This is a genomic window from Streptomyces sp. NPDC001858, from assembly GCF_053594615.1.
The window spans coordinates 24,152-38,580 of the sequence record NZ_JBSFEV010000009.1 but is presented as its reverse complement, the minus strand read 5'-3'; the positions used below and the strand labels follow the sequence as shown (position 1 = coordinate 38,580).

The window sequence follows — 14,429 nt, the reverse complement described above, 5'->3', positions numbered from 1 at the left end:
CCACCCACCCGCGTAAGCCTGCGAGGAGCCACCGATGCCCGTCCTGACCGCCGACCGCACCCCCGGCCAACTGGTCGCGGAACTGGAGCGGCTCATCGGCGTGGACTGGCCCACGGTGTGGGCGGGTGTCCCGGACGGCACGGAGAAGCGGGCGGCCTGGTGCGCCGGCTTCGACTGGCAGCCGCTGTGGTTCCAGGGCGGCCTACGGGTCCGTACCGCCCTGGGCGGCCGCCTGCTGCTGGCCTCGGCGGCGCCGGCCCGCCCGGTGACCCGGATCGACCACACGGTGTGGGCGGCCCGGGCCCGGGACACGGACGAGAACCAGCAGGTCGCCGATCTGGCCGAGGCCCGCTGGGCCGCCTGCCTGGCCGCCCTGCGCGGCCTGCTCGGCAACCCGGTCCAGGACGGCGCCTGGGACACGCCCGACTTCCCGGAGCTGCCGGGTCCGGGGGCCTGGCCCGACGCCCGGTGGCGCGAGGAGCACCAGGATCCCTACCGCGTCGCGGTGTGGCGGTTCCGGGTGCCGCAGGCGCCGGTCTTCGAGCTCAGGATGACGCTGGGCGCGAGAGCACGAAGGGGTCCGGTACCGGCCGATGCGAGGATCGGACTCGCCTGCCACGACCCCGCCCACGCGGAGTCCCGACGGCAGGCGCGGCTCGGATGAACCGCAGCCGTGCGGAACGCGAGGAAGGTGACAGGCGATGACGACCCTCAGGATCGACCGCAGCCCCGGACAACTGGCCGAGGAGTTCAAGGCACTCGAGCACGTGGACTGGCCCGCCGTCTGGGCCGGCCCGCCGAACCCCGGCCAGGCGCTGGACGACTGGTGCGCCCTGTTCGGCTGGACGCCGACGTCGGCGGAACGGGTGCTGTCGGTGCGCAGCGCGACGGGCGAGTGGTTCGGGCTCTACCCGGTGCGCGAGGCCGGCTGGGCACCGGTCAAGCAGCTCAGCTGGACCAGCTGGGACATGTGGGCAGAGAACACGTCCGAGAACGAGGAGGTCCTCGCCCAGGCGGCCACGACCTGGGCCGCGTACGTGGCGGCGGCACGCCCCGTACTCGGTGAACCTGCCTTCGCCGGCGCCTGGGACGACCCCGCCTTCCCGGAACCGCCGCACGACCGGCACTGGCTCATGCCGCGCGACCTCCGCATGGAGGACATGGACCCCTATCGCATGGCCTTGTGGCGCGAGGACAGTCCGGAAGGACGCATCACCGTACTCACCGTCAGCCTGGGATCCGCCCTGGTGCCGGGCGAGCTGCGAAGCGCGCGCATCAACGTCGACTGTTATCCGCCGGAGGCCGTGTGATCCAGGTACATGTCTCGGACCAGGTCCTCGACGATGCCCGTGACCGCCAGCGGACGGGCGAGGCCGCCCTGACACCTGCCCAGGCCAGGCGGATCGGAAAGAGGCTGCGCGAGGGCATCGGCGGTCTGTCCCCCGACGAGTACCGGGAACAGCTCCGCATACGGCTCAGGGAATTCGCAGCCGCCCAAGACGTCGAGCTTCCCGACCCGGACACCAGGTCGACCTTCTGGTCCTACCAACTGGAAGACCATCCCGGCCTCGACGTGCATACCGAGGAAGCGCTCTACAGCATGCACATGGCGGCCGCCTACACGGAGGCGCAGAACTCGATCGTCCCGGAGACCTTGCGGTATCTGGAGGGCACTCCTGGCGGCAAGGCCCTGGGCGAACTCCACCTGTGGGACCCCCAGGTGCAGAACGAACTCAAGCTGACCAAGGACGAGGGCAGGGACTTCGCCTACGACGCCTGGGGCACGCTCTCCGAGAAGTACGCCGCGAAGACCGAGCACGAAGCCCTCTTCTTCATGGCCGAGCTCAACCCGAACACCGTCGCCTTCCAGACGGAGTCCCGGCAACTCCGCCAGGACGGCAAGCTCGACATCATCCAGTTCATGTACCCGGCGCCGGCGCAGAAGTACGCGGATCTCGCCCCGGAGACGCAGGAGTTGCTGGCCTCCCAGGCCGTCCGCGCACAGGTCCACACCTTCGCGTCCAACGAGAACGACGCCAAGTACACGCCGCTGACCAAGGCCGGCTACCTGGACCTGGAGCAGCTGGCGGCGCTCCCCACCCCCGAGGCCCAGCGCGCCGCCGTCCTGGAGGTGTGCGCCCGGGTGGCGACCATGGACGGCCCCGCCCGCGCGGCCGACGTGGAGAGACTCGTCGAGGAGATCAAGGTCCTGCGCCCTGATCACGAGGTCACGCTGCCCGGTATCGAGGACCAGGAGTGGGCGGCCGACCTCCGCAGCCGAGGATGGGACTCCCAGCCGGCAGCCCAGCCGACAGCCCTGCCGGAGGCGTCCGGCACGCACGGCCGGTACGTCCCGGACGCCGAAGTCGACGCCGAGACGGGACCGGCGCTCCCCGAGTCGCCCACCCTCCCGGCGCCAGCGGCCGAAGTCCCCGCCCGGGAACAGGACTCGCCGACGACAGCCCCGTCCTCCGAGGCGGCCGGCGCCCACGGCCAGTACCTCCCCGGCGTCGCGGTGAACGTCAAGGCGGGACCGGCGGCGCCCCAGCCTCCGGCCGGCCCGGTGAAGACCGCCGGCGTCGCCTCCACCCACAACTTCCTGCCCGGCGTCACCCCACAGCCGAAGTCGATCGCCCCCGCGGCCAAGAACGCGACCCCCGCGGCTGCCCCGCAGGCCCCTCCGGCCCCCGAGCAGTCGCGCGACTCCGGAATAGGGGTGTGACCCGATGACCCGACCCACGAACCGCACCTCACCCACCCGAACCACCCCAACCACCCCGCGCGCCTCCGCCACAGAGCTCCCCCGCCTCCCCCGCCTCTCCCACCTCCGCCGCCTCCTCCACCAGGACGAGAACGACTCCTGGGCGGTCAGGCTCCTCCCCCGCATCGTCTTCGGCCTCGCCGCCGCCTACACGCTGTTCGCCATCGCCTCCGAGAGCGGCTCCAGCTTCCTCACGGTCTGCGCCCTGGCCGTCCTCGGCGCGGTGGTCTGGCTGCTCCGCCGCCGTGGCCAGCTCCTCCTGGGCCTCGGGGCGACGATCCTCTCGGCCGCGTTCACCGGGCTGTTCTCCGCCGTGGGCGACTCGGCCCGTATGTCCACAAGTGCGACCGTCACCGGCCAGGCCGCCCTCGGCTACTGGGCGCTCGCCGGCATGGCGCTTCTCGGCGCGTGGATGGTGAAGGAACACCCGGGCCGACGCGGCGTCACCGTCGTGCTCGCGGATGTGATCCTCGTCATCGCGTCGCTCGTCGGGATGTTCCTGCCCGAAGCGGGCGTACCGCTCGGATTCCTGGGAGTGATCGGCGTTCTGGCCTTGCGCGGAAACAGCGCGAAAGCCGTGGTGGCCCGTGCCCGTCGGGTACTTGGCCGACTGCGGCAGCGCAAAACCAGTGACCCGGCGGACAGTTGAGGCCCGTGTGAACTTTTCGTCTCGTCACTGTGCCAGAACGGCACATGCTTTGCAGATGCGTTGCACCGGGTTGACGGGTCGTTCTAGAGTCCCCTCCGATCACGGATCATCACGGGGGATTACACACATGCGTATGGCCAGCCATACGGTGCTGCACGCACGGCCGACGCGCGGACCGGTACATGGGCCGGGAGCTCACATACCGGACGCCGCCCTGCCCTGCCAGCGCCGACCGGACGTCTACCAGCACCCGCTGCTGGAGGCGTCGACCGAGACGTCGACCGGCATCCCGGACATCTCTCCCGAACAGCGCCACCAGCACCTCGTCCTGCTGCGCACCGCCCGCGACCTGTGCGCTTCCTGTCCGTTGTGGCAGGAGTGCCTCCAGGACGCGATCGCACAAGCGGAGCCGTCCGGCTACACGGCCGCGACGACGCTGGAGGACCGCCGCTGGATCCGCCGCGCGCTCGGCATCGGCGACGCCAACGGCAACCTCCCGACCCACACCGGCGACGGCCCCGGCGGCACCACAGGGGTCAGCACCAGTGGCGACGCCTCCCGGCGTCTCCTGCGCCTGCGCTCCCGCACCACCGACGCCGCCGCCCGGCACGCCGCCGAGCGCGGGCTGCCCGAGTTGGAGCGGATCCTCGACGCGTTCGACGCCCGCCAGGAGCAACTGGCCGCGCTGCGCCGCGAGTTGCCCGCTATACCCAGGCAATTGCACGAGCACACCACCCCGCAGCGGACACCCAGACACGCCCACCCGGAAAGCAGGAGCGAGGACATGCCAGCGGCCGAGTCCGGGCAGCGGATCGCCTTCTCGTACGAGGATCCCGCCCAGGCCGTACGACAGGCCCTGCTGGTCCCGCTGATCCGCTCCGCCCTGCCCACGCTCGACAGCCTGGAGCAGCTGGTCACGATGCTGGCGAGCGTGCCCGGCGGCGACATCGCGCCGGAGCTGCCGGAGCATCTGCGCGCCGTGCGCAAGGCTGTGGAGGCGGTGGCCCCGGAAGGCTGCTGCGACGACCCGGCCGAGGCCGCCGCCGACACCGGCGCCCCGCTCCACGCCCCCCTCCGCGCCCTGACCGGCTCGGTCTCCGTCGAGCTCGCCACCACCGACCCGGTGGCCGCGCTGCGCCGCGACTTCCTGGAACCGCTGCTGCGCGAACTGACGTCCGCCCTCGCCAACATCGAGAAGGTGGCGACGATGCTCGCCGCGACCTCGGCCGACGACGAGGTCCGCCTGGAGCCGATCCGCACCGCGCTGCAGGGCGTCCGCGCCTGCCTCCCCCACCCGGCCCCGGCCGGCAAGACGTCGCCCACGGCCGCCGGCCGGCCCACCCACCCGGGCGCCCCCGACACCCCGAGCATCCGCGCCGCCGTCGAAACGGCCGTGGCCACCTTCCCGGGCCCCTTCTCCTCCCGCGACGTCCTGCGCGCGCTGCCGCCCGGCGTCTACGGCGACCCCTCGAAGACGATCAGCAACGTCCTGTCCGCCCTGGTCAAGTCGGGCCGCCTACAACGCCTCGCCCGTGGCACGTACGCTCGCACCATGGACGTCCCCGACGTCCCCGACGTCCCCGACGCCGCTGCCGTCCCCGGCCTGCCCGGCCGACCCGAGCAGGACGCGGCGAAGAGCGCCTGAGCCGGAAGGAACCCACCGCCCCGATGACCGAACCGACGCCCACACCCCCGCCCCCGCCCCCGGCCATGGCGGACGCCCAGGTGCACGTCTTCTCCCCCAACGCCGGTCTGATCGACGGCGTCCCGGTCACGGCTCCGCCCTACGGCGACATCCAGGACGTCGTCCTGTCGATCCTCCAACAGCGCGCCCAGCAACTCGGCGCGCCCACCCCGGCCACCATCACCGACAACCGCTACGGCGGCGCGATCCGCCTCCTCATCCACCCGGACGGCACGACGGAACAACTCGGCTGAACAGCTTCAGCGCCCACGACGGCGCCGCAGCGGAACCCTCAGTCGGTGGGGCCGGGGCCGGCGGGCGGGGCGCCGGCCCGGTCGATGTCGGCCAGCACGGCCCGTGAGTTCCTGATGCTCAGTTCGAGCACTTCCCGACGGAAGTTGCCCGGCTCCCGCTGATAGCGGCCCTTGCCCACCTCGGAGGTGAAAGCACTGGCGGGAACCGCGTCCTGCCCCGGCGGAATGAACTTGATGACCTCTTCATAAGCGGCGAGCGCATAGGCCACAGCATCGCGATGCTTGTAGTGCTCGGACTCCGGCGCGTTGAGCAGCTGAACCCCCGTCGATTCCGCGATCCGGAAGGCGACGTCGAGGAACTCCCCCGGGTCGATGATCTGCGACGGCTCGGGCCCGCCGAAAGCGGGCGGAGGCGGCGGAACCTCCTCCGCCATCCGGAAGACGAAACGACGAGTCGTGCCGCACTGCCGGCACGGCCCCTCGTACACCGCCACGAGATCATCCCCGTGCTGCTCCAGCCGATGCTGCCGCTCGAAGTCGCCGGAACCGCACTCACAGGGATGCAGATCCATGTAGAGGTGGGCTTCGAAGGCTGAGCGCGCAGTCAACATGACATGATCCTACGGCCGTTGACGAAGATGCAGACGGAAGGTACGGGGGACGTGCTGCTACCGGAATCCGAAGAGGCGACCGACGCGGAGCTGCGTGCCCGACAGGCGACGCTGGTCGCGGCGGCGGAACGCGATCTGGAAGCCGTGGCGTCCATCGTCCTGGGGGAACGTTTCGGCGCATTCCGCAAAGTGGCGGCTGCAGACAATGAACGTGAGCACTTCCTGCTGGAGGACTCCCAGGGCGGCTCGGCCAAGATCTGCGTGGACGCCATTCCGATGGAGACGGGCACCGTCGCCTACACGGTGACGAACACGACGTCGGGCTACTACCTCCTGCAGCTGTCCGACCGGCTGCCGAGCGGGCAGCTGTCCCGCGTCCTCGCCCACGAGGTGGGGGAACTCGTCGCCGTGCGCGACCGTTCCGGTCAGGGGCTTGCGCCGGTACGCGAGAACCTCCTGAACCAGGGAACCGAAATCGGTGACCGGCCCGAGCTGTCGAGCCAGGATCACGGGCGGGTCGGCCAGTTGAACTGGCTCGCGGATCGCAGCACCGTGGCCGGCCTGTCGGAGCAGGAACGGCTGCAGGCGCGGGCCGAGTTCTCGGCACTGCTCGACGGCACAGGCCTGCGGCCGGTGGCCGCCGTCGCCGACGAGGAGGCGTTCCGGGCGCAGAACGCCGCCGCCAGGAAGCGGTTCTTCGCCTCGACCCCGCACCTCTCGCCCGATGCCCGCCTCCTGGTCGACACCCTCGCCCACCCCGTGGAACACCTCTCCCCCGCCGACGCCACCGCCCTCCAGGCGTCCCGGGACGCCGCCCTGCGCGCCGACCGTCAGGTCGAGGCGTTCATCGGGCGTCGGGACATCACCATGCCGCTCCCCGGTTACGACCAGAACGGCCTCCCCCTCCCCCGCGACGAGTTGGAACCCTCCGCCGTGGCGTGGGCGGGCTACCGCGCCCAGGTCAGCGAGCGCACCGTGCAGACGCTGGAGGGGCAGCTCGCCGTCGGGGAGTTCCCGCTGCGGCAGGTGGTGATCGGCGGCGGAGCGAGCCTCACCGGACGCAGTCCGGACGCCCTCCTGATCGACGGCGCCGGCCGCTGGCACCTGGACCCCGGCGCCGGCATCGTCCAGTCCGCGGACCAGGACCGGGATCTCGCCCGTTGGATGGGCGTCGACCCGTACTCGGCGGTCCAGGATCCCCGGAACCGCATCTCCATCCACGCCGTCCGCGTCTGGGAGGACCAACTCGCCACCCAGGGCGACCTGGTGAACGGCCATGCCCGGCTGCGGCTCGGCCGGGACGGCGAACTCCTCGCCGAGGTGCGGCCCTTGGGCGCCGACGGCAAGGAGAGCGCGGACCCCCTCTGGGTCGCCTGCGACGGAACCCCCAGCATCGCCACCGGCCTGACCCCGGAGATCCTGCCCGGAATGCCGCGCGAAGCCCCCGCCGTGGAGAGCCGGAGCGAGGCCGTCCGTCTGATCGGCGACCGCCTGCGAGAACTGGCGGGGCACGAGGACCAGGTGCTTCCCGAAGCGGGCGACATCCGTGCCTGGCTGACCCAGGCCGAGCGGGGGAACGCGGACGCCCGCACCGTCCTCGACGCCCTGAACTCCCACCCGTCGCTGCGCGAGTCCCTCATCTCCGGCCTGGGCGACGCCGACGCCGCCCGCATGGGCAACTGCTTCACCGCCCTCGAAGCGACGCAGCAGTGGGAGTCGGCCCGCGAGGCCGCGCCGGGCCGGGCGCTGCTGGGCGACGAGGTCGCCGAGAGCCGCTTCGACCCCCACGCCGCAAAGAAATGGATCGTCGTGGGCACCGGCGGAACCGCCGTCGCCAACGCGGAGATCATCCTCATGCAGAATCCCGACGCCCACGTCACGATCATCGGCTCGGGGACGCCGCCGGCGCTGCAGCACCAGGTCCAGTTCCCGGCGATGGAGGAGAAGTACGGCCACGGACCGGACGGCGAGAAGCGGCTGAGCTTCGTCAGGGCACGGGTGGGCGCCATCGAGACCTACTGGGACGAGCAGGAGAACCGGACCGCCTTCCAGGTCTCCTACGCCGACCCGGACACCGAGGAGGAGAAGGCGGTCCGAGGCGACGGCTACGTCACCAGCCTCGGCCGCACCAACCCGCTCCCGCCCGCCCTCCAGACCCTCGCGAACGAGGTCCGCGACCGCGGCGGCGAGATCTCCGGCGACCTGCAGTTCGACCGGGACGACCAGTACATCGGCTACGGCCTCACCTTCGCCGTCGACGGCCATGAACACCGCGTCGACGTGGACGGCGCCGCCTCCTGGCAGTTGCCGCGCGAGATATTCGCCCCCGAGACGGAGATCCAGGCCGAGCTGAACCGGATGGGGATCCGCGGACTGCCGTCCGAGACGGGGAACGCCGCCCCCGGCTTCTCCCCGATCGCCCGCCAGAGCGCCCTGCGCGCACGCGCCGTCGCGGCGGCGGCAGCGGGCGACGAGAACGCCGTCCGGCGCACGAACGAGATCCCGCAACGCTGGCGCGGCCCGGAGCAAGGCCAGGACGAAGTGCAAGAGCACGGGCAGGAGACCGGTCCGGCCCCGGAGCCGGCCCCCACCCCCCACATCCCCGGCGCGCACCTGTGGCAGGCGGGCCGCCTCCCGGGCGTCACGGCCCGTCCGCCCACCGCTCCCGGCCGGCGGCCGCAGCAACAACCCCCCGGCTACGAACCGCCGAAGCCGGACCTGGGCCTGGGCGGCTGACCCGCAGCAGCGACGCGCATGCGAAAGGGGCGGCACCAGGCCGCCCCTCCCTCATGTACACGCGTGTGCCTCAGTCGGACGACTAGTCGGACGACTGCTGCCGCTTCGGCCGCCAGACCACCAGCGCGCTCGTCTGCTGGACCTCCTGGTACGGCACCAGGTCCCGCCGGTACGAGGCATGCACCGCCGCTTCCCGCTGCTGCATGGCCGCAGCCGCGCCGTCCAGCGCCGATTCCATTTCCGCGACGCGGGACTGGAGCGCGGCGACCTGGTTCTCCAGCTCGATGATCCGCTTGATGCCGGCGAGGTTGATGCCCTCGTCCTGGGACAGCGCCTGCACCGTGCGGAGCAGTTCGATGTCCCGGGCCGAGTAGCGTCGGCCCCGGCCGGCGGTGCGGTCGGGGGAGACCAGGCCCAGGCGGTCGTACTGACGCAGCGTCTGCGGGTGCAGGCCGGAGAGCTGGGCCGCCACCGAGATGACGTAGACCGGGGTCTCCTCGGTCAGTTCATACGGGTTACGCCGACGGCCGTCCATCACTCTCAGGCTCCCTTCGCGGCCTCGAACAGCTCCGCCCGCGGGTTCTCCCCCACGGTCGCCTCGCGATACGCCTCCAGCGCGTCACGAGCCTTCCCCGACAGGTCCTTGGGCACACTCACCTCGACGGTGACCAGAAGGTCGCCGCGAGTGCCGTCCTTGCGGACCGCGCCCTTGCCCCGCGCCCGCATGGTGCGGCCGTTGGGCGTGCCGGGGGGCAGCTTCAGGGTCAGCGACGGTCCCCCGAGCGTCGGCACCCTGATCTCGCCGCCGAGTGCCGCCTCGGTGAACGTCACCGGCACGGTCACCGTCAGGTTGTCCTCCTTGCGGCCGAAGACGGGGTGCGCGCCGACATGGACGACGACGTACAGGTCGCCCGACGGGCCGCCCCGTTCACCCGGACCGCCCTTGCCGCGCAGCCGGATGCGCTGCCCGTCCGTCACACCCGCGGGGATGCGGACCTGCATGGTCCGGGACGACTTCGCGCGACCGCTGCCCTTGCAGTCCAGGCACGGATGCTCGGCGATGAGGCCGCGGCCCTTGCAGTCGGGGCAGGGGTCGGTGAGGGAGAACCCTCCGCCGGAGCCCCGTGCCACCTGGCCGGTGCCGACGCAGGTCGGGCACACGCGCGGTGTGCCGTTCTTGTCGCCGGTGCCCGAACACGCCTTGCAGGGGGCCTGCGAGGACATCCGCAGCGGAACCGTCGCCCCCTCGATCGCCTCGGTGAAGGTGAGGGTGACCTCGGTGTCGATGTCCTGCCCGCGCCGGGGCTGGGTACGGGTCGTACCGCCCGCCCCGCCCCGGTTGAACAGTCCACCGAAGACGTCCCCGATGCCGCCGCCGAAGCCGCCCGGAGCACCGCCGCCGCCCTGGGCGCCGCCTCCGAAGAGGTCGCCCAGGTCGAAGTTGAACGAGCCGCCCGCGCCCGGGCCCGGGCGGAAGCCGCCGTTGCCGAAGAGCGCGCGCGCTTCGTCGTACTCCTTGCGCTTCTTGGGGTCGCCAAGGACGTCGTTCGCCTCGGAGATCTCCTTGAAGCGCTCCTCCGCCTTGGCGTTGCCCTTGTTGGCGTCCGGATGGAACTCGCGGGCGAGCTTCCGGTACGCCTTCTTGATCTCGGCCTCGGTGGCGTCCTTGGGAACGCCGAGGACCTTGTAGAAGTCCTTCTCGATGAAGTCCTTGGTGCTCATCCTCGACGTGCCCCCTTTCCGGTGTTCCGCTGGCTGTCTACGTCAGCCCTCCTCAGGGCCGTTGTCCTTGTCGTCGCCTGCCTCGGTGCCGTCCTCGGCCTTCACGGGCTGCGCGCCGGGCTGCGGTTCGGCGACGGCCACCCGCGCGGGGCGGATGGTGCGCTCGCCGAAGCGATACCCCGGCTGCAGAATCGCCACGCACGTCGTCTCGGTGACGTCGGGCGCGTACGAATGCATGAGGGCTTCGTGGATCGTCGGGTCGAAGGGCTCGCCCTCCTTGCCGAACTGCTGCAGGCCCATCTTCGCCGCGACGGTCTCCAGCGACTCGGCCACCGACTTGAAGCCGCCGAGGAGTTCGCCGTGTTCCCGCGCGCGGCCGATGTCGTCGAGCACGGGCAGGAGCTCGGTCAGGAGGTTCGCGATGGCGATCTCCTTGACCGCGATCCGGTCGCGCTCGACCCGGCGGCGGTAGTTCTGGTACTCCGCCTGGAGGCGCTGGAGGTCCGCGGTGCGCTCGCCGAGGGCGGTGCGCACCTGGTCCAACTGGGCCACCAGAGCGGCTGTCTGGTTCGCGTCCCCGGCCGGGGCCGCCCCTTCCGCCGCGGCGGAGGAGGGGGCGGCCTTCGGCTCGGCGTCTTCAGGGGTGGCGCCGGAGGGGACGTCGGGCTTCTCCTCGAAGCCCGGGGTCTCCTCCGTCACGCGGCACCGTCCTTGCGCTCGTCGTCCACGATCTCGGCGTCCACGACGTCGTCGTCGGCCTTCGGGGCGCCGGCCTGGGGGGCCTCGGCGCCCTGCGCGCCGGCCTCGGCGTACATGGCCTGGCCGACCTTCTGGGAGACGGCGGCGACCTTCTCGGTGGCCGTGCGGATCTCGGCGGTGTCCTCGCCCTTGAGCGCGGCCTTCAGCTCCTCGACGGCGGCCTCGACCTCGGTCTTGACCTCGGCCGGGACCTTGTCCTCGTTGTCCTTGAGGAACTTCTCCGTCTGGTAGACGAGCTGCTCGCCCTGGTTGCGGGCCTCGGCGGCCTCGCGGCGGCGGTGGTCCTCGTCCGCGTACTGCTCGGCCTCCTGGCGCATGCGGTCGACCTCGTCCTTCGGCAGCGAGGAGCCGCCGGTGACGGTCATCTTCTGCTCCTTGCCCGTGCCCAGGTCCTTCGCGGTCACGTGCATGATGCCGTTGGCGTCGATGTCGAAGGCGACCTCGATCTGCGGGACGCCGCGCGGGGCGGGCGGCAGACCGGTCAGCTCGAACATGCCGAGCTTCTTGTTGTAGGCCGCGATCTCGCGCTCGCCCTGGTAGACCTGGATCTGGACGGACGGCTGGTTGTCCTCGGCCGTCGTGAAGATCTCCGAGCGCTTGGTCGGGATCGTGGTGTTGCGCTCGATGAGCTTGGTCATGATCCCTCCCTTGGTCTCGATGCCGAGGGACAGCGGGGTCACGTCGAGCAGCAGGACGTCCTTGACCTCGCCCTTGAGGACACCGGCCTGGAGCGCGGCGCCGATGGCGACGACCTCGTCCGGGTTCACGCCCTTGTTGGCGTCCTGACCGCCGGTCAGCTCCTTGACGAGCTCGGCGACGGCGGGCATCCGGGTGGAGCCGCCCACGAGAACGACGTGGTCGATCTCGGAGAGGTTGATGCCGGCGTCCTTGATGACGTTGTGGAACGGCGTCTTGCAGCGCTCCAGCAGGTCGGCCGTCAGCTGCTGGAACTGGGCGCGGGTGAGCTTCTCGTCCAGGTGCAGCGGGCCCTCGGCGGACGCCGTGATGTAGGGCAGGTTGATCGAGGTCTCGGTGGACGAGGACAGCTCGATCTTCGCCTTCTCGGCGGCCTCGCGCAGACGCTGCAGCGCCATCTTGTCCTTGGCGAGGTCCACGCCGTGGCCGGCCTTGAACTGCTGCACCAGGTAGTCGACGACACGCTGGTCCCAGTCGTCGCCGCCGAGGTGGTTGTCGCCGTTGGTGGCCTTCACCTCGACGACGCCGTCACCGATCTCCAGGAGGGACACGTCGAACGTGCCGCCGCCGAGGTCGAAGACGAGGATCGTCTGGTCGTCCTTGTCGAGGCCGTACGCGAGCGCGGCCGCAGTGGGCTCGTTGACGATGCGAAGGACGTTGAGACCGGCGATCTCGCCGGCTTCCTTCGTCGCCTGGCGCTCGGAGTCGTTGAAGTACGCCGGGACGGTGATGACCGCGTCGGCCACCTTCTCGCCCAGGTACGCCTCGGCGTCGCGCTTCAGCTTCTGCAGGATGAACGCGCTCATCTGCTGCGGGTTGAAGTGCTTCCCGTCGAGCTCGATCTTCCAGTCGGTGCCCATGTGACGCTTCACCGAACGGATGGTCCGGTCCACGTTGGTGACCGCCTGGCGCTTGGCGACCTCGCCGACAAGCACCTCGCCGTTCTTCGCGAAGGCGACGACGGACGGCGTGGTCCTGGCACCCTCGGCGTTGGTGATGACGGTGGGCTCGCCGCCCTCCAGAACGCTCACGACGGAGTTGGTTGTGCCCAGGTCGATGCCGACCGCACGTGCCATGGTGATCTTCCTCCAGCTGACTTGAGTGGAACGGACTCAAGTGTGCACGACCCTCGCCCCGGGGTCAACAGACCTGAGTCGGACCCACTCAACTCTTATCCGTTCCTTACGCGCAATCCGGCGTTGACCTGCGGCGATACGGAAGGAGTGGCCCGCCTCACCCCGAACTCCGGGTGACCGGCAGCGGCCTCGGATTGACGCCGGGGCCCATACACGGGCGCGGAACGCGCCGCTCGGGAAGCAGGGCGATCGTCCCGGGATGCGGCACGGGTCCGGCGGGCGCGACGGGCGCGAGAGCCGTCCGTCTGTGCCGCCTGTCCCGCGCGCTGCGCCCCGCGCGCGTCGCGCGGCCGTGGCGCACGCGCGCGTGGCGGCCCGTACACCGCGACCCGCAGCAGCCCGAGCGGGACGACGGCCGCCGCGCCGGCCACCCACAGCACCGCGCGCGCGTCCACCCACCCGCCGTGCACCAGCACCCCGACGAGCACCGCGCCGAAGGCCGCGACGCCGAGCAGGACGGTCACGCCCTGCGCGGTGAGCCCGAGCCGGCGCAGCCGATGGGCGAGGTGGTCGGGCGCGGCGCGCAGCAGGGGCCGTCCGGCCAGCCGCCGGGACACGGCCACCAGGAGGACGTCGGCCCCGGCGACCGCGGTGAGCGCGAACAGCACCCCCGCGCCGACGACCGGATCGTGCCCCGCGCGGGCGATCACGGCGGCCGCGGCGAGCAGGAACCCCGCGAAGAGCGATCCGCAGGTCCCGAGCGCCACGCGCGCGGGGGGCCAGTTGTGCATGAGGAACCCGGTCAGCGCGGCGGCGAGCACGCTCAGCAGCACCACCAGCCCGTCCATGACCTCGACGGCGACGCACGCGGCCACCCCGAAGGCGGTGACGACCCCGACGGTCCCGGCCACCCCGTCGGCGTGGTCGAGCGCGCGGAAGGCGAGGGCCACGAAGGTGATCCAGGCGACGCCCGCCGCCGCGGCGACCGGCCCGGTGTCGCCGTACGGCACCACGAAGGCCGCCGCGACCGCCGTGCCGACCACCAGGAACCGCGCCTTGAGCCGCCACACGTCCGCGACGAGCCCGAGCGCGGCGACGGCGCCTCCCGCGACGAGCAGCACCTCGATGCCGTCCCCGAGCGGCGCGACGCCCGTCCAGTCCCCGGCGACCGAGACCAGACAGGTGGCGAGTGCGACGGCGGCGCCCCCGAACAGCGGAACGCGTCGTTGCCGCTGCCGGCGGTCGATCAGCCCGAGTCTCAGGGCGGGCGCGCGCAGCAGCGCGGCGAGTACGGCGGCGAGGAGCAGGGCGGTGGCGGCGGCGACGATCCCGTAGAGCACGGCTATAAATTAGTCATAAATGTACCAATTTGGTACGAATAACACGGCCGAGACGAGGATGGATTCCGAGGCGCTCATGAGGTGACCCTCAGCGATTCAGATCACCCCCCACCCGACTACAGTGCGGCAGAGGATAGGGGT

General features: G+C 71.6%; 13 protein-coding genes. 7 read left to right on the top strand and 6 right to left on the bottom strand.

All coding sequences use genetic code 11. From position 1 onward, the window contains the following. The first annotated feature begins 34 nt into the window (after positions 1–34). The 6 genes from ACWCPF_RS15265 (at position 35) to ACWCPF_RS15240 (ending at position 5,348) form a co-directional block, all read left to right on the top strand. A complete protein-coding gene (locus tag ACWCPF_RS15265; protein WP_451045496.1) occupies positions 35–664 on the top strand; it encodes a hypothetical protein in 630 nt (209 codons plus the stop codon). A gap of 37 nt (positions 665–701) precedes the next feature. Next, the gene (locus ACWCPF_RS15260; RefSeq protein WP_451045495.1) at positions 702–1,310 is read left to right on the top strand and encodes a hypothetical protein; all 609 of its coding nucleotides are present in this window, start codon (positions 702–704) and stop codon (positions 1,308–1,310) included. Then, positions 1,307–2,722, top strand: a complete 1,416-nt coding sequence (locus ACWCPF_RS15255) for a hypothetical protein (protein WP_451045494.1) — start codon at positions 1,307–1,309, stop codon at positions 2,720–2,722. Before ACWCPF_RS15260 ends, ACWCPF_RS15255 begins: the two co-directional genes overlap by 4 nt. A 4-nt stretch (positions 2,723–2,726) precedes the next feature. Then, entirely contained in the window at positions 2,727–3,410 is a 684-nt protein-coding gene (locus ACWCPF_RS15250) for a hypothetical protein (RefSeq protein WP_451045493.1), read from the top strand. Positions 3,411–3,543: 133 nt separating this feature from the next. Next, positions 3,544–5,055 carry a WhiB family transcriptional regulator gene (locus tag ACWCPF_RS15245; RefSeq protein ID WP_451045492.1) on the top strand — a complete coding sequence of 504 codons (1,512 nt, stop codon included), beginning with the start codon at positions 3,544–3,546 and terminating at the stop codon, positions 5,053–5,055. Positions 5,056–5,078: 23 nt separating this feature from the next. Continuing rightward, positions 5,079–5,348, top strand: coding sequence for a hypothetical protein (locus ACWCPF_RS15240; protein ID WP_451045491.1), 270 nt, complete (start codon positions 5,079–5,081; stop codon positions 5,346–5,348). 38 nt (positions 5,349–5,386) lie between these two features. On the opposite strand, the gene ACWCPF_RS15235 is transcribed toward ACWCPF_RS15240, so the two are convergent. Beyond that, on the bottom strand, positions 5,387–5,842 hold the full coding sequence (locus ACWCPF_RS15235) for a hypothetical protein (RefSeq protein ID WP_451045490.1): 456 nt from the start codon (positions 5,840–5,842) through the stop codon (positions 5,387–5,389). Between the two features lie 168 nt (positions 5,843–6,010). On the opposite strand from ACWCPF_RS15235, the gene ACWCPF_RS15230 reads away from it, so the two are divergent. Continuing rightward, positions 6,011–8,695 (top strand): hypothetical protein, encoded by a 2,685-nt coding sequence (locus ACWCPF_RS15230; protein ID WP_451045489.1) that lies wholly within the window; start codon positions 6,011–6,013, stop codon positions 8,693–8,695. Between the two features lie 82 nt (positions 8,696–8,777). On the opposite strand, the gene ACWCPF_RS15225 is transcribed toward ACWCPF_RS15230, so the two are convergent. The 5 genes from ACWCPF_RS15225 to ACWCPF_RS15205 form a co-directional block, all read right to left on the bottom strand. Next, a complete protein-coding gene (locus tag ACWCPF_RS15225) occupies positions 8,778–9,230 on the bottom strand; it encodes a heat shock protein transcriptional repressor HspR (RefSeq protein ID WP_351918986.1) in 453 nt (150 codons plus the stop codon). 5 nt (positions 9,231–9,235) lie between these two features. Further along, positions 9,236–10,417, bottom strand: coding sequence for a molecular chaperone DnaJ (dnaJ, locus tag ACWCPF_RS15220; protein ID WP_451045488.1), 1,182 nt, complete (start codon positions 10,415–10,417; stop codon positions 9,236–9,238). Positions 10,418–10,459: 42 nt separating this feature from the next. Further along, positions 10,460–11,116, bottom strand: a complete 657-nt coding sequence (gene grpE, locus ACWCPF_RS15215; RefSeq protein WP_451045487.1) for a nucleotide exchange factor GrpE — start codon at positions 11,114–11,116, stop codon at positions 10,460–10,462. Further along, entirely contained in the window at positions 11,113–12,948 is a 1,836-nt protein-coding gene (dnaK, locus tag ACWCPF_RS15210) for a molecular chaperone DnaK (protein ID WP_451045486.1), read from the bottom strand. Before dnaK ends, grpE begins: the two co-directional genes overlap by 4 nt. A 95-nt stretch (positions 12,949–13,043) precedes the next feature. Beyond that, positions 13,044–14,288 carry an MraY family glycosyltransferase gene (locus ACWCPF_RS15205; RefSeq protein ID WP_451045485.1) on the bottom strand — a complete coding sequence of 415 codons (1,245 nt, stop codon included), beginning with the start codon at positions 14,286–14,288 and terminating at the stop codon, positions 13,044–13,046. Positions 14,289–14,429 lie beyond the last annotated feature (141 nt).

Excerpts from the sequence above, each read along its gene's own strand:
- ACWCPF_RS15240 (WP_451045491.1), top strand. The coding sequence starts at position 5,079 with ATGACCGAACCGACGCCCACACCCCCGCCCCCGCCCCCGGCCATGGCG.
- ACWCPF_RS15250 (WP_451045493.1), top strand. The coding sequence starts at position 2,727 with ATGACCCGACCCACGAACCGCACCTCACCCACCCGAACCACCCCAACC.
- ACWCPF_RS15225 (WP_351918986.1), bottom strand. The coding sequence starts at position 9,230 with ATGGACGGCCGTCGGCGTAACCCGTATGAACTGACCGAGGAGACCCCG.
- ACWCPF_RS15265 (WP_451045496.1), top strand. The coding sequence starts at position 35 with ATGCCCGTCCTGACCGCCGACCGCACCCCCGGCCAACTGGTCGCGGAA.
- dnaK (WP_451045486.1), bottom strand. The coding sequence starts at position 12,948 with ATGGCACGTGCGGTCGGCATCGACCTGGGCACAACCAACTCCGTCGTG.
- ACWCPF_RS15260 (WP_451045495.1), top strand. The coding sequence starts at position 702 with ATGACGACCCTCAGGATCGACCGCAGCCCCGGACAACTGGCCGAGGAG.
- ACWCPF_RS15245 (WP_451045492.1), top strand. The coding sequence starts at position 3,544 with ATGGCCAGCCATACGGTGCTGCACGCACGGCCGACGCGCGGACCGGTA.
- dnaJ (WP_451045488.1), bottom strand. The coding sequence starts at position 10,417 with ATGAGCACCAAGGACTTCATCGAGAAGGACTTCTACAAGGTCCTCGGC.